24 protein-coding genes are annotated in these 20,637 nt (G+C 37.3%); 5 read left to right on the forward strand and 19 right to left on the reverse strand.

What is annotated here, in order from left to right:
- Window positions 1–222: 222 nt before the first annotated feature.
- The 7 genes from QFZ31_RS14015 to QFZ31_RS14045 form a co-directional block, all read right to left on the reverse strand.
- On the reverse strand, window positions 223–477 hold the full coding sequence (locus QFZ31_RS14015; protein ID WP_306072344.1) for a stage VI sporulation protein F: 255 nt from the start codon (window positions 475–477) through the stop codon (window positions 223–225).
- 135 nt (window positions 478–612) lie between these two features.
- On the reverse strand, window positions 613–738 hold the full coding sequence (locus QFZ31_RS14020; RefSeq protein ID WP_306072343.1) for a YjcZ family sporulation protein: 126 nt from the start codon (window positions 736–738) through the stop codon (window positions 613–615).
- 96 nt (window positions 739–834) lie between these two features.
- Window positions 835–1,191: a stage V sporulation protein AE gene (gene spoVAE, locus QFZ31_RS14025; protein WP_179597663.1), complete on the reverse strand. Its 357-nt coding sequence runs from the start codon at window positions 1,189–1,191 to the stop codon at window positions 835–837.
- A gap of 5 nt (window positions 1,192–1,196) precedes the next feature.
- Window positions 1,197–2,222 carry a stage V sporulation protein AD gene (gene spoVAD / locus QFZ31_RS14030; RefSeq protein WP_307303670.1) on the reverse strand — a complete coding sequence of 342 codons (1,026 nt, stop codon included), beginning with the start codon at window positions 2,220–2,222 and terminating at the stop codon, window positions 1,197–1,199.
- Window positions 2,223–2,699 (reverse strand): stage V sporulation protein AC, encoded by a 477-nt coding sequence (gene spoVAC, locus QFZ31_RS14035; protein WP_307303672.1) that lies wholly within the window; start codon window positions 2,697–2,699, stop codon window positions 2,223–2,225.
- Between the two features lie 18 nt (window positions 2,700–2,717).
- Window positions 2,718–3,185 (reverse strand): YhcN/YlaJ family sporulation lipoprotein, encoded by a 468-nt coding sequence (locus QFZ31_RS14040; RefSeq protein WP_307303675.1) that lies wholly within the window; start codon window positions 3,183–3,185, stop codon window positions 2,718–2,720.
- Window positions 3,186–3,524: 339 nt separating this feature from the next.
- Window positions 3,525–3,875 (reverse strand): DUF1360 domain-containing protein, encoded by a 351-nt coding sequence (locus tag QFZ31_RS14045; protein WP_307303677.1) that lies wholly within the window; start codon window positions 3,873–3,875, stop codon window positions 3,525–3,527.
- A gap of 127 nt (window positions 3,876–4,002) precedes the next feature.
- On the opposite strand from QFZ31_RS14045, the gene QFZ31_RS14050 reads away from it, so the two are divergent.
- Window positions 4,003–4,515, forward strand: a complete 513-nt coding sequence (locus tag QFZ31_RS14050; RefSeq protein ID WP_179597673.1) for a CotY/CotZ family spore coat protein — start codon at window positions 4,003–4,005, stop codon at window positions 4,513–4,515.
- A 50-nt stretch (window positions 4,516–4,565) separates the two neighbouring features.
- Here the strand turns inward: QFZ31_RS14050 and QFZ31_RS14055 are convergent, their stop codons facing one another.
- The 3 genes from QFZ31_RS14055 to QFZ31_RS14065 form a co-directional block, all read right to left on the reverse strand.
- A complete protein-coding gene (locus QFZ31_RS14055; RefSeq protein WP_307303680.1) occupies window positions 4,566–5,063 on the reverse strand; it encodes a CotO family spore coat protein in 498 nt (165 codons plus the stop codon).
- Window positions 5,064–5,179: 116 nt separating this feature from the next.
- Window positions 5,180–5,950 (reverse strand): enoyl-ACP reductase FabI, encoded by a 771-nt coding sequence (gene fabI, locus QFZ31_RS14060; RefSeq protein ID WP_306072329.1) that lies wholly within the window; start codon window positions 5,948–5,950, stop codon window positions 5,180–5,182.
- Between the two features lie 103 nt (window positions 5,951–6,053).
- On the reverse strand, window positions 6,054–7,901 hold the full coding sequence (locus tag QFZ31_RS14065; RefSeq protein ID WP_307303685.1) for a monovalent cation:proton antiporter family protein: 1,848 nt from the start codon (window positions 7,899–7,901) through the stop codon (window positions 6,054–6,056).
- A 75-nt stretch (window positions 7,902–7,976) separates the two neighbouring features.
- Here QFZ31_RS14065 and prpE point away from each other — a divergent pair, with 75 nt between their 5' ends.
- A complete protein-coding gene (gene prpE / locus QFZ31_RS14070; RefSeq protein ID WP_307303687.1) occupies window positions 7,977–8,717 on the forward strand; it encodes a bis(5'-nucleosyl)-tetraphosphatase PrpE in 741 nt (246 codons plus the stop codon).
- Window positions 8,718–8,791: 74 nt separating this feature from the next.
- Here the strand turns inward: prpE and QFZ31_RS14075 are convergent, their stop codons facing one another.
- From QFZ31_RS14075 to QFZ31_RS14090, 4 genes are read right to left on the reverse strand one after another with little or no spacing between them, the layout of a single operon-like run.
- Window positions 8,792–9,691: an RluA family pseudouridine synthase gene (locus QFZ31_RS14075; RefSeq protein WP_307303688.1), complete on the reverse strand. Its 900-nt coding sequence runs from the start codon at window positions 9,689–9,691 to the stop codon at window positions 8,792–8,794.
- A gap of 21 nt (window positions 9,692–9,712) precedes the next feature.
- A complete protein-coding gene (locus QFZ31_RS14080; protein WP_179597683.1) occupies window positions 9,713–10,513 on the reverse strand; it encodes an NAD kinase in 801 nt (266 codons plus the stop codon).
- A gap of 36 nt (window positions 10,514–10,549) precedes the next feature.
- Entirely contained in the window at window positions 10,550–11,188 is a 639-nt protein-coding gene (locus tag QFZ31_RS14085; protein WP_306072323.1) for a GTP pyrophosphokinase family protein, read from the reverse strand.
- Between the two features lie 31 nt (window positions 11,189–11,219).
- Window positions 11,220–11,579 (reverse strand): hypothetical protein, encoded by a 360-nt coding sequence (locus tag QFZ31_RS14090; protein ID WP_307303693.1) that lies wholly within the window; start codon window positions 11,577–11,579, stop codon window positions 11,220–11,222.
- Window positions 11,580–11,701: 122 nt separating this feature from the next.
- Here QFZ31_RS14090 and QFZ31_RS14095 point away from each other — a divergent pair, with 122 nt between their 5' ends.
- The 3 genes from QFZ31_RS14095 (at window position 11,702) to QFZ31_RS14105 (ending at window position 13,616) form a co-directional block, all read left to right on the forward strand.
- The gene (locus tag QFZ31_RS14095) at window positions 11,702–12,274 is read left to right on the forward strand and encodes a CYTH domain-containing protein (RefSeq protein WP_307303695.1); all 573 of its coding nucleotides are present in this window, start codon (window positions 11,702–11,704) and stop codon (window positions 12,272–12,274) included.
- A 71-nt stretch (window positions 12,275–12,345) separates the two neighbouring features.
- Entirely contained in the window at window positions 12,346–12,753 is a 408-nt protein-coding gene (locus QFZ31_RS14100) for a globin (RefSeq protein WP_307303697.1), read from the forward strand.
- Window positions 12,750–13,616 (forward strand): ClpXP adapter SpxH family protein, encoded by an 867-nt coding sequence (locus tag QFZ31_RS14105; protein ID WP_307303699.1) that lies wholly within the window; start codon window positions 12,750–12,752, stop codon window positions 13,614–13,616. Before QFZ31_RS14100 ends, QFZ31_RS14105 begins: the two co-directional genes overlap by 4 nt.
- Window positions 13,617–14,089: 473 nt before the next feature.
- Here the strand turns inward: QFZ31_RS14105 and pepF are convergent, their stop codons facing one another.
- The 5 genes from pepF to spxA form a co-directional block, all read right to left on the reverse strand.
- A complete protein-coding gene (gene pepF, locus QFZ31_RS14110) occupies window positions 14,090–15,907 on the reverse strand; it encodes an oligoendopeptidase F (protein ID WP_307303701.1) in 1,818 nt (605 codons plus the stop codon).
- A 132-nt stretch (window positions 15,908–16,039) separates the two neighbouring features.
- Window positions 16,040–17,236: a competence protein CoiA gene (locus tag QFZ31_RS14115; RefSeq protein ID WP_307303703.1), complete on the reverse strand. Its 1,197-nt coding sequence runs from the start codon at window positions 17,234–17,236 to the stop codon at window positions 16,040–16,042.
- Between the two features lie 98 nt (window positions 17,237–17,334).
- On the reverse strand, window positions 17,335–18,846 hold the full coding sequence (cls, locus tag QFZ31_RS14120) for a cardiolipin synthase (protein WP_307311575.1): 1,512 nt from the start codon (window positions 18,844–18,846) through the stop codon (window positions 17,335–17,337).
- A gap of 71 nt (window positions 18,847–18,917) precedes the next feature.
- Entirely contained in the window at window positions 18,918–19,589 is a 672-nt protein-coding gene (gene mecA / locus QFZ31_RS14125) for an adaptor protein MecA (RefSeq protein ID WP_307303705.1), read from the reverse strand.
- Between the two features lie 299 nt (window positions 19,590–19,888).
- Window positions 19,889–20,284, reverse strand: a complete 396-nt coding sequence (gene spxA, locus QFZ31_RS14130; protein ID WP_045519743.1) for a transcriptional regulator SpxA — start codon at window positions 20,282–20,284, stop codon at window positions 19,889–19,891.
- Between the last annotated feature and the right edge of the window lie 353 nt (window positions 20,285–20,637).

Genomic DNA, 20,637 nt, shown 5'->3' on the forward strand with positions numbered 1-20,637 from the left:
TTTTACACAATTATATGGACTTAATCAAGGAAAGAGGTCTTTTACTTCATTTTTCGTGTGATTCTTTCCAAATATTGTCTAAATGTTCAAAACCCCCGAAAAAGTGTACAAAACTCCATGAAAAGAGTACATAACCAACTGAAAGTTGTATAAATCCTCATGAAAAATGTACAAAACCTTTTTGCAGCTCTAAAATGTTCACGACAATCTTTCTAGAATGACTTATTTCTTATTAATCATTTTCGAAATCGTATTAAAATCAAGCTGTTTTCCATCGTTTACAATGGACTGCACAATTTTATCTTCTGTTGCCTTATCTACCGGTTTGTTCGCAATTTGTGAAACGCGGCGAATGACATTACGAACCGTATTTTCATCTTTAAAGTTTGCATTTTGCAAGGAATTTGCTAAATCAAAAATATCTTTCATATTTACGCCAGTTTTCTTTTCGACATTTTTAAAAAAACCATTATCCATGGTAAAATCACGCTCCTTCATAGGCTACTGATAGTGTATGAAGGAAGGGTAAAAACGTGAAAAAAATGAAAAAAAGAAAAGGCTGGCCTACTAATAGGGCCAACCTTTTCTTTGCCTGCACGTTTATGCAGTTTTTTAATAAAAGCTTGCACCGACGATGATTAAAAGAATGAATAATACGACGATTAAAACAAAAGTTGAACCGCCGCCATATCCACCGCCGTAGCCACAGCCGCCATATCCACCATATCCACCGAACATAGAGTGTCACCTCACTTTGTAGTCTCATTTATAACATATGAGATATAGCTACAAAGTGTACTGGGCGCTTCTCTAAAGACAACCTATAAAAATTTTTTAACCTTTGGGTTTAAAGATTAATGCGCCGATAAATCCAAAAATAATCGCCGCTGAAATTCCAGAACTGGTTACTTGGAACATACCAGTCAATACTCCAATTAGACCATGCTTTTCTGCATCCTGCAGTGCACCATGCACCAATGAGTTACCAAAGCTTGTTATTGGAATCGTGGCACCTGCACCAGCAAAGTTAATGAGCGGCTCATAAAGACCAAAGCCATCTAAAACTGCTCCTATTACGACGAGTAAGCTTAGGGTATGTCCTGGCGTAAGCTTTGCCACATCAAATAACAGCTGTCCGATCACACATATAATTCCGCCAACCACGAATGCCCAAAAATACATCGCTAACATAGGAATTACCCTCCCACTTCATTCATTTCAATGCTTACCGCATGTGCAATACATGGTATCGATTCTTTTTGCTGAAAACTAAGCGGCGATAACAATGCACCCGTTGCAACCACTAATATCCGCTTATATACTCCCTTTTTCATCTGGTTTAACAAATGACCATATAACACAACAGCTGAGCAACCCGCACCACTCGCACCAGATTGAACAGGCTGGTCATCTTTATATAGTAATAGTCCACAATCTTGAAATTGGTTCCGTTCTATATTAAGACCGCTTTTCGTCAGTAATTCGAAGGTTGTTTCCTGTCCAATTCTTCCTAAATCACCGGTAATAATCAAATCATAGTAGGAAGGATCTAGTTCCATATCCCGAAAATGTGCCATAATGGTATCTGCTGCTGCAGGTGCCATAGCACCGCCCATATTAAAAGGATCAGACAATCCCATGTCAATGACTTTCCCAATTGTTGCAGATGTGGTAACGGGGTGTTGTTGTCCAGGGACATTCTCAGTTACCAAACCTACCCCTGCTCCTGTAACCGTCCATTGTGCTGTAGGAGGCTTCTGTCCTCCATACTCGGTTGGATAGCGGAATTGTTTTTCAGTTGCCGCATTATGGCTTGAGGCTCCTGTTAACACGTTGCGTGCGCCTTTGTAATTAACCACAAAAGATGCTAACGCTAACCCTTCCATTGATGTTGAGCAAGCACCAAACAGTCCGAAATAAGGGATTTGTACAGTCCTTGCTGCAAAGCTGGATGGAGTAATTTGGTTAATCAGGTCCCCAGCAAATAAAAATTCAATTTGCTCTTTATCCATTCTTGCTTTTTCTAATGTCGTGGTTATCGCCTCTTCAAGTAAGACTCTTTGTGCTTTTTCGTAAGAATCCATTCCCATCCATAGGTCTTCATGCAAAGTGTCAAAGTCGTCTGCTAAGTTGCCATTTGCCTCAAAGGGTCCGCCGGAGACACCCGTTGCCAAGATCATTGGTCTGTTTTCAAAGACCCAAGATTGTTGCCCTTTTAACAATTACAAAACCCCCCACATTCCTAATAGCGTTTTTATTAGCGCAACAACAAAAGCAGAGAAAACGCCGAAAAGAATAACCGAGCCTGCAAGTTTAAACATATTTCCTCCAACACCTAATACGAATCCTTCTGTTCTGTGCTCGATAGCGGCGGATATCACAGCATTTCCAAAACCAGTTACAGGAACCGCACTCCCTGCACCGGCAAATTGTCCTAGACGATCATAAACACCAAATCCCGTTAGCAGCATTGATAAAAATACCATTGTTGCAACGGTTGGATTTCCGACATTTTGTTCAGTGAAGTCAAAGAAGTAAATATAAAAATAACTTATAGCTTGACCAACAACACAAATTAAACCGCCCACAAAAAATGCTTTGATACAATTTTTTAAGACTGGTCTTTTCAATTCATGCTTTTGTTGAAGCTGCTGATACTTTTGCTGCTGAGGCGTCATTTTTTTCTGTTTGTTCGCCATTTGCTGTCCATCCCTTCCTTACTTCATATCTGATGTCATTTTTACGATTTCGTTTAACCGTTTTTCAGCCTGCTTATCCGATAGGTTTCCATTATCTTTTCTTTCAACGAGCCTTACTGCCTCTAGAAATATCTTATAGTCACTGGAAACTGTGAATTGTTCCTTTGGGTATTTCTCTTCCAGCTTTTTGGTTAAGTCCTTTTCAATTTGCTTCATTCTAAAACGCTGCATATGCTTCACTTTATAGACAACAAGTGTTGCCTCTTTCCCCTTCACTACAGCCACATCATAAATCTCATCAATACTCTCGACTTCCCGCTCAATTCTTTCAACGTTATCCTGGCCATAATTTTTCTTGGTAACAGTAGGGGTAGGATTGGTCGTTTTAATGAGAGCCATTTGGCTTTCTTTTTCAGCTTGTCCCTGACTACAGGAGACTAATAATGTTATGCATATACTTAAAATCACTCGAATTATGTAGACCATTTCTTTCCCTTCCCTTTTTCAAATTATTGAAATCACTACATTGTAGTTTTTTCGAGTTTAACGGAAATTATGTGGCAAGGTTAGGATAACTTTTATATTTGTTACTTTTGAGCAAAAAAAAACTGCCGTCAAAAAAACAGGCAGTTTACCGATTATCTTTGAGTTTTTTTGCCGCAACCACAGCCTTTTTTCTTAGTAGTTTTTTTGGTTTGAGATTTTTTCGTTGTTTGCGTTTTCTTATTTTCTATGTTCACTTTCCACCACTCCTATACTTAGTCCTACTGTTAAGATATGAAAGTAGTCAAGAACTTGTCTCGGGCGGACAACTATTTTAGCTTATTAAATCCAAAGTTGAACAATGGATTCTAGGATTGCAGCTAAACCCGCCACAGCAAACACTAGGATAATTGGAACGAACACAAAAGGTAACAAAAGGTATCCAATGACCATTGCCGCTGAAACCCAAACACCTGTACACCAATAACAACTAAGCAGCTCCCCAATAAATTTTTTTATTGGAGTTGCCTTAGGAAGGTAATATACCTCCATTGTCCCGTCTTCATTTTCTTCTTCAATCTCATCAAAGAACGGATCACGGAGAAACTCTGTGATTTTATCAAATACAATGAGCCTTGTTAATCTAAACGAGGCAAATGCCAATAGAGTAAAACTTAAAAGATCAATGTTCATTTCTACCGTCCTTTCCGTATAATTAGCCTAATTTTCATCAAAAAGGCGTTTGTCCGTTACCCAATTAGTCCTGCTTAAATATCTTAGTAATGTAAGATAAACATCACGGATTAAGGAGGAGTAATTAATGGGTTGTGGCAGAAATAGTGACTCTCGCAGTAATAATGGTTGTGTCTGCGATGTAGTACGTGCAATTAAAGATATCCAGGATAATGCTGTATTAGATGATGAGTGCGTAGATTGCCCAAGTTGTTTCTTGGAACCACTTGGTTCATTAGTGTCACCGGCTAGGAGAGATCGTGCAGATACTCGTGTTTTTGTATTAAAAAACGCTGATGGCTCACCATTCCACGCGTTCTTTAGCGGCGAAGACAATGCTTGCGTATCAATCTTCTTCCGCGTGGAAGATATATTTGATAACTGTTGTGCAACACTTCGTGTCCTGATTCCAGGACGCAGCGACAACGGAGGATTTGTGCCGGTTAATCTCGTAGCTGGCGGAGACAGATGCTGTATTAACCTTGAAAGAGTCTGTCAGGTTAATCGCTTCAGAGCAAGCAATGACTGTATTACAGTTGATTTAAATTGTTTCTGTGCAATACAGTGTATTGCAGATGTCGATCTTGGTCTTTGTGACTAATGATTGGTAATAAAATGAGCCAGTCGATTAATCCGGCTGGCTTTTTTTGTTTATCGCTTTATTCCGATCATCATAACATCTTTTAAACTCTTGAAAGGTATCGTTTCAGTTGTTTGATTTGGAAATCGAATGGTTACATCTTGTTCGTTGTACTCGACTAAATAGCCCTGGTAATTCTTTTCTTCGGTATAAAAAACGCATGGAACAGGTGGTAATGCTTTAGGGAAATTGTCCAGGTATTCTAAACGCTCCATAAGATTCATTTCCTTAAAGCCTTTTACGCGGTTAAATGCACGTTGTTTTTCTTGATTACTTTGGGTTTTTTTCTCCTGCTTTACTTCTTTAACTTTAGACTCTTTAGGTAAATCAGTCTTAGCCAATGAAACCTCAAAGACCTTCTTGTTGTTTTCCTCCTCTAGCTGTGGTTCTTCCATCGGCAGTTGGACCTCCTGCCGGTTTGTAAAAATTTCCTGCATGTTTTTTACAGGTGTATCTAAAAAAGTCTGTGAAACGTAAAGTAACGGTCCACGTTTTGGCTTTTTCTCCATCCAATTCACCTCCATTTACCTACCCCTACACTCTATATGTATGCAATTTGCCTATACTCGTTCTTAAAAAAATCGATATAAAAAGCCCACTAATCAATTTTAGCGGGCATGACAATTTATAAAATATGAAATCCTGAATCGACGTGAATATTTTCTCCTGTAATACCCCGCGACAGATTGCTGAATAGGAATAGTGCAGTATCACCGACTTCTTCTGGCGTTGTAGCTCTACGTAAAGGTGCTTTTTCTTCAATCACCTTTGTAATCTGATTAAAATCACTAATACCTTTTGCTGATAGAGTTCTTATTGGACCAGCTGAGATTGAATTGACACGAATCCCTTCCTTGCCTAGGTCTTCAGCCAAATAACGAACGCTTGCGTCTAAGGAAGCCTTCGCAACACCCATGACATTATAATTCGGTATTACTCGTTCCCCGCCTAAATAAGTTAGAGTGACAATACTTCCGCCTTCGGTCATCAATCCTCTAGCCTCTTTTGCCACAGCTGTTAAAGAGTAAGAACTAATGTTATGCGCCAACAAGAAGCCTTCTCTTGTTGTATTCAAATATTCTCCGCTTAATTCTTCTTTATTTGCAAATGCAATACAGTGTGCAACACCATGGATGGTACCTACAGCTTCCTTGATTTCAGTAAAGCATTTCGCTACTTCCTCATCCTTTGTTACATCACATGGCAGCACAAGGGTACCTTCTGCTTCCAAGGACTCCGCCAATTCTCTAACACTGCTTTCAAGTCTTTCACCTGCATATGTGAAAATTAATCGTGCTCCTGCATTGTTCAGCGAACGAGCAATACCCCATGCAATACTACGTTTATTTGCAACACCCATTACTACATATGTTTTTCCTGCTAAAGAAAGATTCATAAATGAACTAGTCCCCCTACTTAAACTTTTATATTAGTTATTAGTACTTGGTACTAATATTACACTATTTACTAAAAAATGAAAAGTACAGCATTTTTAGCATTTAGAACTCGAGCTCCCTTTTCAATTCATCCACATATTCCTTTGAGCCAGTAACAATCAAACGATCTTTCAATAACAGCTCAGTGTCACCATGAGGAACTATGGAATCCTTTCCTCGGAAAATCCGCACAAAAATGACATCACCTGTAAACGGGAACCTCCTTAATGTCATACCATCAAACTGTTCATTTTGCATTCTTATTTCATATAGTGAGGTTTCTTGATTTGTTAGAATGTTAATAACACTAGGTGTTTCGATTAAGGCCCGAAGTAATGTTTTGGTTGACATGAAGGAAGAGAAAACCTCAATGTCCTTTTCTCTCAAGCTTTGCTCAAGTTCGGGACCTTCAATACGAGCGATTATTCTCGATACTCCCATTTCCTTCGCTTTTATCGCTAAATCTGCGTTTGTCTGTTCATTTCCTGTAGAAAGAACAATGATTTCATTTTGAAAAATTTTATTTTTTTCGATCGTTTCTAATGAATAATCAACGATCTCGACGATATCAAACAATGAATTTGAAGTCATTTTTTCATATTTTTCCATTTTCGTATGATATAAAACCGGTTCGTAAAGACCCGACTTAAGTTCCCTTGATACAGGCAATGTTACTTGGTTTGCTCCTAAAAAGGCAATTCTTACTTTTGGGTGCGCCGCCACTTCAAATGGGAATAATTTTTTAAAAGCAATCGGTGTAAAAATAGAAGTTATGACGGCAACAAGAATCAGTGTTCCACTCATCTCCGGAGTAATAACCTCCATACGCTCCCCAATGGTCGCTGCAGCAATTACTAATGATAGAGTAGATGTGAGTAAAAAACCTGAAGCTAGTACAGTTTTGGTATCGTACCAGATCTTCAGTAAATAAACCGGGACAACCTTTGAAAGTAAAAGTCCTACTAATAATAATGGGATTAATAACAATAGCTTTTTATCTGCAAAAAGTGACCAAATATCTAATTCCACACCAATCATTACAAAAAAGATTGGTATTAAGAAACCATAGCCGAAGGAATCTAATTTATGGACCAGTTCCTGGTTTGGTGAAAGAAGAGAAACCAATACGCCGGCAAGGAACGCTCCAAGAATATTTTCCGCCCCTACCGTTTCAGAGAGCCCAACTAACACGATAATAAGCATAAAAACTGCACGAGTCCCAATTTGTACAGTCCCTTTTGAAAGAGACTCTAGTAAGGGACGATTCTTAAACCTTTTGCCCACAAAATACAATACAACTCCGGCTGCAAACAAAATCAGTAACAGCCATGTATTTCCCTGTCCTGGGTCATATAAAGACACAAAGATGGCCAAGAGAATCATGGTCACTAAATCTGCCACAACGGCGACCAATAAGATAATTTGACCAATATTTGTCTTCATAAGGTGTGCTTCTTTTAAGGTTGGAACCACGACTCCTAAAGAAATAGTTGATATAATGAGTGTCATTAAAAAGGCATTTTCAATAAAACCAGCAAAAACAAACAAATAGGATAAACCTAATGAGAAGATAAATATTCCTGTAAAAATCATAGACGAGACCATGAAGGTATTTGGTTCTTTTTTACCACTAGGCAGCGTGATAGGTTTCTTACTTCCTCTAAAAGCAGTAAAATCAATCTCTAATCCACTAAGGAACATCAAGAAAATAAATCCTAGAGTAGAAAGTGTTGATAACCACATATCTTCGTGAACTACGTTAAAACCGCTTTTTCCAATCACAAGCCCCATAATGATTTCTGCGACCACCACAGGAATATAATTTAATCGTAACCTGTGGAGCAGAATAGGCGTTACAAAGGCCACTGTCACGACAATTAATAAAGAAATTACAGACGCATGCTGTTCCATAAATCGTCCTCCTTCGTTTCTTTTATAAAAATCATCAAATCTACAAAAAATAAATATAAAGGGGGAATCATTTCAATGAAAATTGATATCATCGGTGATATACATGGGTGTTTACCCGAATTTGAAGCCTTAACAAAAAAATGCGGTTACGAATGGAAGGAAGGAATCCCAGTACACCCAGAAGACAGGCGTTTAGCCTTTGTTGGGGATTTAACGGACCGTGGTCCAGCTTCCTTAAAAGTTGCTGAAATAGTCTGGCGGCTTGTAATCGAACAGAAACAGGCATTTTATACGCCAGGGAACCATTGCAATAAGCTTTACCGATACTTCCTTGGGAGTAAGGTCCAGGAAACACATGGACTTGAAACGACTGTAGCAGAATATAAGTCATTAGCTAAAAAAGATCAGCAGTCCATTCGAAATAAATTTGTCGACCTTTACGAAAAATCACCGCTTCATTTAGTGTTAGATCAAAAAAAGTTAGTGATAGCACACGCTGGGATAAAAGAAGAATTTATCGGAAAAACAAATTCTAAAGTTAAGACCTTTGTCCTTTATGGAGATATAACGGGTGAAAAACATCCTGACGGTTCCCCAGTTAGAAGAGATTGGGCGAAACACTATACAGGTAAAGCAATCATTGTATATGGGCATACCCCAGTAAAAGAACCAAGAGTAATCAATAATACATATAATATTGATACTGGAGCTGTTTTTGGCGGTAAGTTAACGGCGCTTCGATATCCTGAGTTGGAAATCGTTTCGGTAGATTCTACTATGCCATATATTAAAGAGAAATTTAAAGACTTTGATTAAAAATAGGGAAAATAATCCTAAGTACATCGACAAATTTCCTAGGAAATCATCAAAAAATGCAAAAGGCTGGCCTATTAAAGGGCAGCCTTTATTATTTCATTCATATCTAAAGGAAGTGGTGCAGTGAATGTCATTTCCCTGCCGTTAAAAGGGTGTATAAAGTGGATCTTTTTACAATGCAGGGCCTGTCGCTCAATAAGTATAAGATTTCCCCCATATAAGTCATCTCCCAGTAAGGGATGACCAATAAATGACATATGAACCCGAATTTGATGAGTTCTGCCAGTCTCCAGCTGCAGCTCTACATGAGTTAAATCTTTATACCTTTTTAACACTTTGTAATGGGTGCAGGCATATTGTCCATCAATACGGACTTCTCTCTCTATTATACTGTCAGCCTTCCTGCCAATCGGTTCTTCGATCGAGCCCATTTCAAGCTTTAAACTACCCTGAGCAAATGCTTCATACGTTCTTTTAACATGACCGTTTTGCTGCTGCTTACTTAATAAATGATGGACATGCCTTTGTTTTGCAATTAAAACAATCCCTGAGGTATCCCGGTCTAAACGAGTAACAATATGAGAGGTAGCCCTAATACCTATTTCTTCGTAATACCCTACCAAGGCATTTGCCAAACTTCCATTAGGATGTTCTCTAGATGGAATGGTACTCATCCCCGCTGGTTTATTAACTACTAGGATAAATGGATCTTCAAAAAGGATCTCTAATTCGATTTTTTCGCCGATAACGCCTTCGCTTGGGTTTTCAGGAGGAAAAATTACGGTCACAATATCATCTGCTTTTAACAAATAGCGGACATTCACTTCTATGTTATTAACCAGAATCTTACCGCCTTTGAATTTTATATCCGTTAGAGCAATCCTAGATATTTCCTTTTCTTTCAGGAACTCCTTGATCATTCGACCCTCATGCTCTTCATTAATAGTCCACTGCAATTCAAAATTTGGTTTCACGTGGCGTCCTCCGCATGATGATTAGTCTGAATCTGATATAAAGGAGTCATGAACCCTCTTCCAGAAAGGAAATGGCCGGAAACGTGCAAAACGAATTTTTTCATCTGGCACCCTAAATTGAATCGATTTTACATCTTTATGAAGTAATGTTAGATGATCAACAGTTACCTGAAAATCCAGACGATTAACTGGTTTTAACATACAGGTATGATGGGAAGGCAGAATAAGCGGTGAGCCGACTGTTCGAAAGACACGGTTATTAATGGATGCCATCTCTGCAACCTGCAATGCGGATATTGAAGGATGGATAATAGCCCCGCCAAGCGCTTTATTATATGCGGTACTGCCGGAGGGTGTGGAAACACATAAACCATCACCCCGGAAGCGTTCAAAGTGCTGACCGCGGATTTCGACATCCATAACCAATGTGCCCTCTACACTTTTTACGGTTGATTCATTAAGCGCTAGATATCGAGATTCCTTTCCAGCATGCTGATAACGAATAATGACCTCTATTAAAGGATATTCAACAACCTGATAGGGAGTTTTGGCAATGGCAATCACAAGTTTTTCGATTTCATCAGGTGTCCAGTCTGCATAAAAGCCTAGATGGCCTGTATGTATTCCGACAAAAGCAGTTTTATCCAAGCGGCTGCTGTATCGGTGAAAAGCATATAGAAGTGTCCCATCTCCACCAATCGAAACGACAATATCCGGTTGATCCTCATCGTATATAAGATCGAAATCGAGTAAGTAAGTACGCATTTTATGCATCAAGATATTCGATTTTTGATCTCCTTTGGATGTAATCGCAAATTTCATAAATGTTTTCTCCTTGTACTGAAATGCTTACTCTTATCAGCTTTTCTCTTCCTGCTTAAACTCCTTATTTCTTGTAAAAAATGCTTGTGCCTCTTGAATCTCACCACGAATCAAGGACATTTCCTCATCAAGACGAAACGCCGCCTCTGCAGCACTTTGCAGTCTCATTTTAATATCAGCTGGGAAAATTCCTTTATATTTATAATTTAACGTGTGTTCTATTGTCGCCCAAAAGTTCATTGCCAATGTCCTGATTTGAATTTCAGCAAGTATTTTCTTTTCCCCATGGATCGTTTGTACAGGATAACGTATCACAACATGGTAAGAACGATATCCGCTCGTTTTTTTATGTGATATATAATCCCTTTCCTCGACGATTTCAAGGTCATTTCGGTTCCTTAATAAGCTGACAACATAATGAATATCATCGACAAATTGACACATGATACGCATACCGGCAATGTCCTGCATTTCCTCTTCCAATTTATCTAGTGGAATACCTTTTTGATTTGCCTTATCAAGGATACTTGCAATCGGCTTGACTCGACCGGTGACAAATTCGATCGGTGAATGGCTGGAGTCTAACTCAAATTGTCCTCTCATGCCCTTTAATTTTATTTTCAGCTCTGATACTGCTTGTTTATATGGAGCTAAGAATTGGTCCCAATGCTTCATGATTCCACCTCAATAACAAACTATAATATTTTTAAAATATCCCTTCTACTTTTGTGACCATCTCTTCACCATAATTACTATTTCCTCTTATGTTGTTGATAACTTCAACTAATTCCTCATTAAAGTTAGTTAACTCCAATTCTTCCTTATCAAAGTGAATCCAAACTGGAATTTGTTTTGTTACTGTCTCTTTTAATAATGGCCAAATGGGTTCAGGAATCTCGATATATGTATAACCCTCTTGATTCTCCATTAAATAAACAAAGGAAAATTGCTTAGAATCAACAAGAATTTGGTCTGTTTGAGTTAACCCAGTGATCGGCCCGCTTGCTTGTAATCGTAACTTATTGTTTAAAATGTTCGCTGCGTTAATTAGTATTCTTTTATTCATTATTATTACCTCCAACATTTACCCTACTATTTTAGCATAATCTATCCATTTCTCCCAAGAATTGCGGTTCGGCCAAATGCTAAGATAAAATAGAAGGACGAAAAGAAAGGGATGGACTTACGATGTCAGAGACAATTGAAATAGAATTTAAAAATTTACTCACAAAAGTCGAGTATAAAAAACTGCTTAATGCATTTACCGTAAAGGATGAGGAAATCATCAGCCAATCAAATCATTATTTTGACACACCCGATTTTACACTAAAGGAGTTAGGTTCTGCTTTAAGGACCAGGGAAAAAAATGATCACTATGAAATGACATTAAAGCAGCCGGCTGACATTGGTCTGTTAGAAACCACACAAACTTTATCTAAAAATGAATTCCTGGCTGCGATCAATACTGGAATACTCCCTAAGGGAATTATTCAGGAGCGTTTGGAACAATTAAATATACCGTTTACGAATTTAGAATATTTCGGCTCTCTCACAACTAAAAGGGCTGAATTTCCATACAACGAAGGGCTCCTCGTATTGGATCATAGCCTATATCTAAATACGGAAGACTACGAGATTGAATACGAAGTGCTGGATTTTCAACGTGGTCAGGTTGCCTTCAAAGCGCTGCTCGAACAATATAATATACCCTTACGAATAACCCCAAATAAGATTGCTCGGTTTTATCAGCAAAAAATATAAGCGGTTTATTTGAGATATGAAAAATGCATTGATAAAATAATAATACAAACATATTTAAAGGAGTTGTCAACATGTATGAGAAAAAGCCTACTCCATTTGAAGCCCTTGGCGAAGATACCTTACACCGCCTAGTGGATACTTTTTATGGTCTAGTTGCACAACATCCTGATCTTGCACCTATCTTTCCAAATGAATTTTCCGAAATTGCCCGTAAACAAAAGCAATTTTTAACACAATATTTGGGGGGACCAGCGTTGTATACTGAAGAGCATGGTCATCCGATGATGCGTGCACGTCATTTGCCTTTTCCCATTACTCCTACCCGTGCAAAAGCATGGTTATCTTGCATGAAACAAGCGATGGACAAGACTGGATTAGAGGGTCCAATAAGGGATGAATTTTATTCTAGGCTCTATCTTACTGCACAACACATGATTAATAAGCCAGATGACAGTGAGATAACAGGTGAAGATTCGTGAGTAACCCTTGGTTCACTTCAAAGCAGCAAGTCTACAATTACGATAAGAAGCCACTTGAAATATATATGTTTATCGATCCTTTATGCCCAGAGTGTTGGGCACTCGAGCCAATCTTAAAAAAACTGCACATTGAATATGGCCGCTATTTTTCCATTAAACACGTTTTAAGTGGGCGTATCGCAAATTTAAATGTTAGCAAAAAGAAAAATTATGAAGTAATTGCAGAATTATGGGAAAAGACAGCTAGCAGATCGGGAATGTCCTGTGATGGGAGCCTTTGGTTAGAAAACCCTGTAGCTTCACCGTATATTGCTTCTGTTGCAATAAAGGCAGCAGAACTGCAAGGCAGACGAGCGGGTATTCGGTTTCTTCGCAAGGTGCAAGAAAAACTCTTTATTGATAAACAAAACATCTCCCATTTTGATGTATTAAAATCTTGTGCAAAGAGTGCAGGATTAGATGTCGAGGAATTCATTTCTGATTTCCATTCTGAAAGTTCGGCGAAAGCATTTCAGTGTGACTTAAAAATCACCACTGAAATGGAGGTACAAGAAATTCCCACCCTTGTATTTTTTAACGAGAATGTAGAAGACGAAGGAATTAAAATAACTGGTTCTTATCCGTATGAAGTCTATGTGCAAATTCTTGAAGAAATGCTTTCTGAACAGCCAGTAAAAAATCCGCCGCCGCCATTAGAGACATTTTTGAAATATTTTAAACTAGTGGCCTCAAAAGAAATTGCAGTCGTTTATAACATGTCTATTACTCAGGTTGAACGGGAAATGAAAAAATTGTTATTACTTCAAAAGGTTGAACAGCTTCCGGCAAAATATGGGACTTTTTGGCGATATGTTGAAGATTAGTAACTATTTCCTAAACATAAAAAGACCTTGCAGCTAAAACTGCAAGGCCTTTTTCTATTAATACGAACAAAGGGGATGGGAGAAATTTTTCACGGTCAAACAAAGGGGTATATGTTTGTTGTGATTAACTTCACGTATAGAATATACCATGTGATTGACCACGTTGACAATGTGATTGTGCGTTATTTCACATAATTGTCAAAATATCATATTTTATAATTTTGGACAATACACTATAGTAACTCCAAAAATAAGGTGGCATTTCCCATGTTTAATTTACCTGTTATTCTTATGATTTTGTTTATTTTTTTCGGATTTTCTCTCCATATCCTTGCGTTAATGAAGGTCTTTCCTTTGATCATTAGTATTCCACTTTTTTTTATTTCCATTTTTATGTTTGTTTTTTATCTAAATGATAGAAAACGTTTTAAAGGGTTTTAAAAGGAGAGTACCATTGGATACTCTCCCTTTTACTAGGATAATAACTGTTCTAATTCATTTAATTTCTCTTCGAACACTTTGCATGCGTCTCTAATTGGGTCGGCGCTTGTCATGTCTACTCCCGCCTTTTTTAGTACTTCTATTGGGTAATCAGAGCTTCCTGCGCTTAAGAAATCGATATAGCGTTTAACCGCTGGCTCGCCTTCCTCTAGAATCTGCTTGCTTAACGCGGTTGCTGCACTAAAGCCGGTTGCATATTGATATACATAATAGTTGTAATAGAAATGTGGAATTCTAGCCCATTCTAAGCCGATTTCCTCATCGATAACGATATCTTCTTCACCAAAATACTTCTTATTCAGAGCATAGTATTCACTAGTTAATGAATCCGCTGTTAAAGCCTCATTATTTTGAGCTTTTTGATGAATGAGATGTTCATACTCTGCAAACATCGTTTGTCGGAAAACAGTACCTCTGAAGCCTTCTAAATAATGATTTAACAAATAGATTCTTTTTTGCTCATCGTCAATGGTTTTTAATAAATAATCATTTAATAATGCTTCGTTACAAGTTGAGGCTACTTCCGCAACAAAAATAGAATAGTTTCCATAAGGATACGGCTGATTTTTTCTTGTATAGTAGCTATGGACGGAATGGCCAAATTCATGAGCCAATGTAAATAAGTTATTTACATTATCCTGCCAATTCATAAGAATATATGGATTTGTTCCATAAGCTCCAGAAGAATAAGCTCCGCTTCGCTTTCCTTTATTTTCGTGTACGTCTACCCAGCGGTTCTCAAAACCCTCTTTTAAAATTTGGGAATATTCTTCGCCTAGTGGAGCAAGCCCTTTTATTACAAGCTCTTCTGCCTGTTTATAAGGTATTTCCATTTTGACATCTTTTACAAGAGGAGTGTAAAGATCGTACATATGCAGTTCGTCTACTCCTAAAACTTTTTTACGGAGTTTCACGTAACGGTGCAATAGGTGTAAGTGATCATTTACCGTGTTTACTAAATTATCATACACGCTTTCAGGAATATTATTGGCAGATAGTGCTGCATGCCTGGCAGAATCATATTTTCTGATTCTTGCATTAAAATTATCCTTTTTCACATTGCCGCTGATTGTACTTGCAAAGGTATTGCGGAAATTTCCATACGTGTCGTATACTGCTTTGAAAGCATCACGGCGAACCCTTTGGTCGGCACTTTCGAGAAAACGGATATATCGGCCGTGGGTAATCTCAACCTCTTCACCATTTTCATCTTTTACAGAAGGGAATTTTAAATCTGCATTATTTAACATCCCGAAGGTATTGCTGGAGGCATCCATTACCTCACTAGCTTCCGCTAATAACGCTTCCACCTCTCCGGACAAAACGTGCGGTCTCTGAAGATTAATCTCTTCGATTGCATGCTCATAAAGCTTTAATTCAGTTTTTTTATTTAAAAATCCCTTAACTTTACTTTCCTCTAAAGATAGAATCTCAGGAACAATAAATGCTAATTGACTGCCAGCTTGTGAGTATAAATTTTTCATCCTGTCATCTAATCCTTGGTAAAAGGAGTTCGTTGTATCCTGGTCATAACGCATATGGGCGTATGTATAAAGCTTGCCGATTCTTTCAAGCAGCTTATCCTGAAATTGAAGAGCATTATAAAGAGTGTCGGCACTCTCCCCAAGTTTCCCCTCAAACTCTTTGATTCCTGATATTTGACTTTTGACGTCTTGAAATTCATTTTCCCATTCTTTATCGCTAGCGAAGATATCTTCCAATCTCCATGTCTCTTCAACAGGAATTTCACTTCTTGAAGGCAACGCCTTTACTACAGCTTCGTTTGCCATAAACATCCTCCATTCAAAAAATATTCGGATCACGAAAAATGTTAACCCTGTTAATTATTCTCCTTTTTTCATGTTATTTCCTTTAATTTTTTTGTTTTACCCAATATATTATGCCCTAAAGTTATATTTCATTTATATTTTTGCGAGGAAGAACTTATTTTTTTGACAAAATTCATTCCTCCGTTCTTCCTTTTCCCGATTAGATTTTGGTATGAAGATACTAGTTTCGAGTTGAAAAACAGTTTCGCTTTTTCTCACGAGTATACCCAGTCTCTCAAGCTGTTGGAAATAATCCTTCACTGCATTAAATGATCTTTCGCTTGGAAGTTGAGGTACATTCCTGTTGATAATCTCCTTTTTGATTACTCTCTTATTGTAATGTTTTTCAACTTCTTTTAAGTCTATTAGGTCTTTCGGCATTTTATCCTGCAAAACATCTAAGTACATATAGGTTTGCCAAATAATTGAAGGTGTTTGAATGAATAGGGAATGGCTGACCGGTAGACCAATTTCTGGAGGAAGTAAATATATGTTGAGGTTATGCCCATAGATTTCGCGAAGAAATCGATTTAGGTCGGGACTCGGATGGAGTGACCAGTTCAATGTGAATTTCTCCATTTCCATTGACCATTTAGCAAGATTGATATGATTGATTATTATGGGTGCTAGAATTTCTTTAATTCCAGTGTTTTGGATAGGATGATGGGTGATATTTGCAAGTGCATTTTTTATGGAATAAGGATAGATTGAACTGAGGATTTTAAACTGTTTTTCTCTGGGGCAATAAGTAGGAAGTATCAAATGGTTGTCCTTTGTTTTTCTGAAAAAGAAATAATCAAAGTTCGACAAAGAAAAGACATTACTCCTTTTTGCTTTCAAATGTTTACTGCCCATGATCCAGAGAGGAATGTAATTGTGTTCGTAATAGGCAGCTGTACGCTTGATAAATATTTCTTCTGAAATCGGCGAACACTGGTATTCCAAAGCGTATTTGCTTCCATCGAATTGGAATACGATATCAGGGCGCTGTTTTATTTTATTATCATAATATTCTAATGCTACAGGAATTCCTTGTCGGTCAAGCCACTGATAAAGTTGAAGTTTTCCTTCCATATGATAAAGCGTCTCACCTTCATGGATATCCCTACAAACCGTACCACTCCGATGAGAAAAATGGTAAATTCGCTGGTTTCCCAATTTAAGAGAGACTCGTTCTCCACAAGCTGGACAAAAAAATTCCTCGTTGTTGCGTATAATTAGCAGTGTCTCTTTCTTATATTCCGTGCCTAAGCTAAATATTGTTCCTGATTTCGTTTGTGCCGTCAGCAATGGTTATCTACCTCCTTATATTCTAAATTTCGTGTTTTCTTATAAAAAATCCTTTTTTATATAAAAAGAAAACCCGCCAATATGACGAGTTTGTGAACTTAAAGCAGCGGAGAAAGCAACCTTGCAGTAGACTCAATTAACCGTAAGCCAATATGTCTTTTCCTAAAAGAGATTAAATCAAGCTGTTTCGCATATTCGAGATCATTAATATACTCCGCTACTAGTTTTTGAGTACTTTTGGTTCGAAATAAAAAGGCATTTACCTCAAAATTCAAATGAAAACTGCGCATATCCATATTTGAGGTTCCAATAGAAGCAAGCTCATGGTCGACAATTACAATTTTACTATGCATAAACCCCCGTTCATATTCATAGACCTTTACACCAGCTTCCAAAAGCTCAGGGAAATACGATCTTGAAGCATGAAACACAATTCTTTTATCAGGGCGGTTAGGAACAAGTAATCTTACATCAATGCCACTAAGTGCTGCTACTTTTAACGCTGAAAAGATATCTTCATCAGGGATAAAGTATGGTGAGGCTATCCAAACAGATTCCTTTGCCGACGTAATCATCGAGAAAAAGATATTCTTAATAACACTCCATTCATTGTCGGGACCGCCGGCAATTAATTGAACGCCTCCATGATTTTTCTCATCGATCTGCGGTGACAAATATTCGGCTGTTAAAAAGCTGTGGTTCGTCATGTAATACCAATCTTGTAAAAAGATTAACTGCAGCGACCTTACAGCTTCTCCTCGTAACATTAAGTGCGTGTCACGCCAAAAGCCATATGTATCGTTTCTTCCTAAGTATTCATCTCCAATATTTAGCCCGCCTACAAATCCAATCATCCCATCAATAACAATTATTTTCCGGTGATTTCTGAAATTAAATTTATTATTTAAAAATGGCAGCTTAACAGGACCGAAACATACTGTTTCTATTCCAGCGTTTTTCAGGTCATTAATATACTTTTTAGATAATTTCCAAGAACCTACTGCGTCATATAAAAAGCGGACTTTAACCCCTTGTGCAGCCTTGTTAATTAAAATCTCTTTAATTTCTTGTCCAATCCTGTCATCCCGGACAATATAATATTCAATATGGATATGATGCCTGGCTTTATTCAATTGCTCAAGAATGTGATGAAAGGTTTCCTCCCCGTTTGTTAGCACCTTCGTAGCTGTATCAAAGGAAATCGGACTGTTACCCAATTTTTGCGCCAAAGTAAATAGTCTTGCCTGGTGTTCGGCCATCAATCCAAGTTTTTCTTCACTTCGCGGGTCATTTTCACCCTCCACTGTCAAAAATGCTTGTTTATCAAGAAAATATTTCTTCCGATACATTTTCTCCTTACGATAATTCCTTCCGAAAAGTAAATAAAAAAAGAAACCCACTAATGGAAAGCTCCCTAATACAACCAACCAGGTTATCGTTTGGGTCGGGTGTCGATTCTCTAAAAAAATAACGAAGCCAATAAAAATAACAGATAACGTTATTAAAAGGCTCAGAAAACCAAATATTCCACCCTGTAAATATTCCCTAAAGAAAAACATAAGTATGGATAGAACCAGTAAAAACAATACAACCCTTACTGTGTTTTTCAGTCTCATCACCCTCAAAGAGAAATTAAACCCTATGTAAAAAATACCGATTTCAATAATCGAAATCGGTACGTTTATTTAAAATGTTTTCTTATTTCAGCAAAAACATTCTCAGAAATGATCTTTTTACCATATTCCTGAATTCGATGGATGGTTAATTGAGTTTCATAACCATATTCGAGCAGGATACTTAGAATATCATCGATTTCGTCCTCTTCAAACAAATCTTCAGGAAACTCAGTAAATAAATAATATTTATTATTATAGTGGTACAACACAGTGATTAAATCATCAAGTCCGCCCCGATTTGACAACATAATAACATCTTCAAAATCTTTGAAGGCAATTAAAAATTCTAAAGACTCTTCCTCAAGTAAAAGGTCATCATCATCACGGAGTTCAGGATTAAAATGGTGATCCAAGATATCTTCAATATTGCCATCAACAGGCAGATCTTTTAATTTTTCATTTGGTATTGGCAGCTCAAACTTTTGTCCATCCTTTGATACCTGTGCTTTGGTTACAAGAATTTCTAACCCTTTCTCTAACGCCTGCACTTGAATCCACAGCGGACCTTCGACAACGAACTCTTCCTCTTGATGAACTTCATCCATCATTTCCCAGAAAAGCTCCTCACTTCGCTCCCGATTGTACCAAATTTCTTCGCGATCAAAACCACGTTCTTCTATATCACCATAAGAGATGTAAAACTTTACTGTATTCTCATTAATTCGTTCGATTTCCATCGTTACCTCTCCCTTCCGTTTCCTTATTGAAGGGACAAAATACCCCCAGCAGACAATGCTTTTTAGCAATTACCTTAGTAGAAAGGATCTATTATTGCAATGTAAAAAAGAATATAATCCTTGTACTTTCATTTTATGACAAAAGTGTTAAATTGGGAAATAAATTTACCCGTAATTGCAAAAACCATTAATTTGCCTATTAATTAGATATTCCTTACATTGTAACAAAATGACAGCGAAATCTCAAACCAAAAGAGGTGCAAAAAAAGCCTTCAGTTTGAAGGCTTTGTCTTATTAGTTTAATTTACCATACGCTGCGCTTCTCTTAATTGGAAGGTACGTACTCTTCTCGGTAGAAATCTCCGAATTTCGTCTTCATTATATCCAACCTGCAGTCGCTTTTCATCGATAATAATTGGCCGGCGTAATAATCCAGGATTTGCTTTAATTAATTCAAATAAATCCTGAAGCGGCATTGTATCCAAATTAACATCTAATTTTTGAAAAGTCTTTGATCTTGTCGAGATAATCTCATCTGTACCATCCTCAGTCATACGGAGAATTTCTTTAATTTCTTCGATTGATAATGGCTCAGAAAAAATATTTCGTTCAGTATATGGAATTTCATGTTCTTCTAACCATGATTTTGCTTTCCGGCATGATGTACAACTTGGTGAAGTGTATAATGTTACCATTCGTCTCCACACTCCTCTTTTAATTACTATCCAATTCTATAGTAAATCTATCAAAAATTATGTTCCTTGATTAAAATTATTATAAATAAGTAATTTATATCATTAATTATACACCACTGTTTCTAAAAAAGGTATCCCTTTTTCAAAATTTATTGAATGTCAAACTATTAGCCTATTTTTTCTTTTCATTATATTAGACGAAAAACAATCGAAAAAGTTTCATCCTTTATATACCCGGAAAATTCTCAATTAAACCTCATTTAGTGAAAACGTATTCATTTTTTGTGCACATTTATTCTTTTTATTGCTTTACCCCTTTAAATACTGCTCAAGTTCTTTTAAAATATAAATAA

It is taken from the genome of Neobacillus niacini, assembly GCF_030817595.1.
Taxonomy (GTDB): domain Bacteria; phylum Bacillota; class Bacilli; order Bacillales; family Cytobacillaceae; genus Neobacillus; species Neobacillus niacini_G.

Excerpts from the sequence above, each read along its gene's own strand:
- QFZ31_RS14015 (WP_306072344.1), bottom strand. The coding sequence starts at position 477 with ATGGATAATGGTTTTTTTAAAAATGTCGAAAAGAAAACTGGCGTAAAT.
- pepF (WP_307303701.1), bottom strand. The coding sequence starts at position 15,907 with ATGGCAAACGAAGCTGTAGTAAAGGCGTTGCCTTCAAGAAGTGAAATT.
- QFZ31_RS14085 (WP_306072323.1), bottom strand. The coding sequence starts at position 11,188 with ATGAAGCATTGGGACCAATTCTTAGCTCCATATAAACAAGCAGTATCA.
- spoVAC (WP_307303672.1), bottom strand. The coding sequence starts at position 2,699 with ATGGCGAACAAACAGAAAAAAATGACGCCTCAGCAGCAAAAGTATCAG.
- QFZ31_RS14090 (WP_307303693.1), bottom strand. The coding sequence starts at position 11,579 with ATGAATAAAAGAATACTAATTAACGCAGCGAACATTTTAAACAATAAG.
- mecA (WP_307303705.1), bottom strand. The coding sequence starts at position 19,589 with ATGGAAATCGAACGAATTAATGAGAATACAGTAAAGTTTTACATCTCT.
- spoVAE (WP_179597663.1), bottom strand. The coding sequence starts at position 1,191 with ATGTTAGCGATGTATTTTTGGGCATTCGTGGTTGGCGGAATTATATGT.
- QFZ31_RS14050 (WP_179597673.1), top strand. The coding sequence starts at position 4,003 with ATGGGTTGTGGCAGAAATAGTGACTCTCGCAGTAATAATGGTTGTGTC.
- QFZ31_RS14095 (WP_307303695.1), top strand. The coding sequence starts at position 11,702 with ATGTCAGAGACAATTGAAATAGAATTTAAAAATTTACTCACAAAAGTC.
- QFZ31_RS14065 (WP_307303685.1), bottom strand. The coding sequence starts at position 7,901 with ATGGAACAGCATGCGTCTGTAATTTCTTTATTAATTGTCGTGACAGTG.
- QFZ31_RS14040 (WP_307303675.1), bottom strand. The coding sequence starts at position 3,185 with ATGGTCTACATAATTCGAGTGATTTTAAGTATATGCATAACATTATTA.
- QFZ31_RS14055 (WP_307303680.1), bottom strand. The coding sequence starts at position 5,063 with ATGGAGAAAAAGCCAAAACGTGGACCGTTACTTTACGTTTCACAGACT.
- fabI (WP_306072329.1), bottom strand. The coding sequence starts at position 5,950 with ATGAATCTTTCTTTAGCAGGAAAAACATATGTAGTAATGGGTGTTGCA.
- spxA (WP_045519743.1), bottom strand. The coding sequence starts at position 20,284 with ATGGTAACATTATACACTTCACCAAGTTGTACATCATGCCGGAAAGCA.
- QFZ31_RS14020 (WP_306072343.1), bottom strand. The coding sequence starts at position 738 with ATGTTCGGTGGATATGGTGGATATGGCGGCTGTGGCTACGGCGGTGGA.
- prpE (WP_307303687.1), top strand. The coding sequence starts at position 7,977 with ATGAAAATTGATATCATCGGTGATATACATGGGTGTTTACCCGAATTT.
- QFZ31_RS14045 (WP_307303677.1), bottom strand. The coding sequence starts at position 3,875 with ATGAACATTGATCTTTTAAGTTTTACTCTATTGGCATTTGCCTCGTTT.
- QFZ31_RS14100 (WP_307303697.1), top strand. The coding sequence starts at position 12,346 with ATGTATGAGAAAAAGCCTACTCCATTTGAAGCCCTTGGCGAAGATACC.
- QFZ31_RS14080 (WP_179597683.1), bottom strand. The coding sequence starts at position 10,513 with ATGAAATTTGCGATTACATCCAAAGGAGATCAAAAATCGAATATCTTG.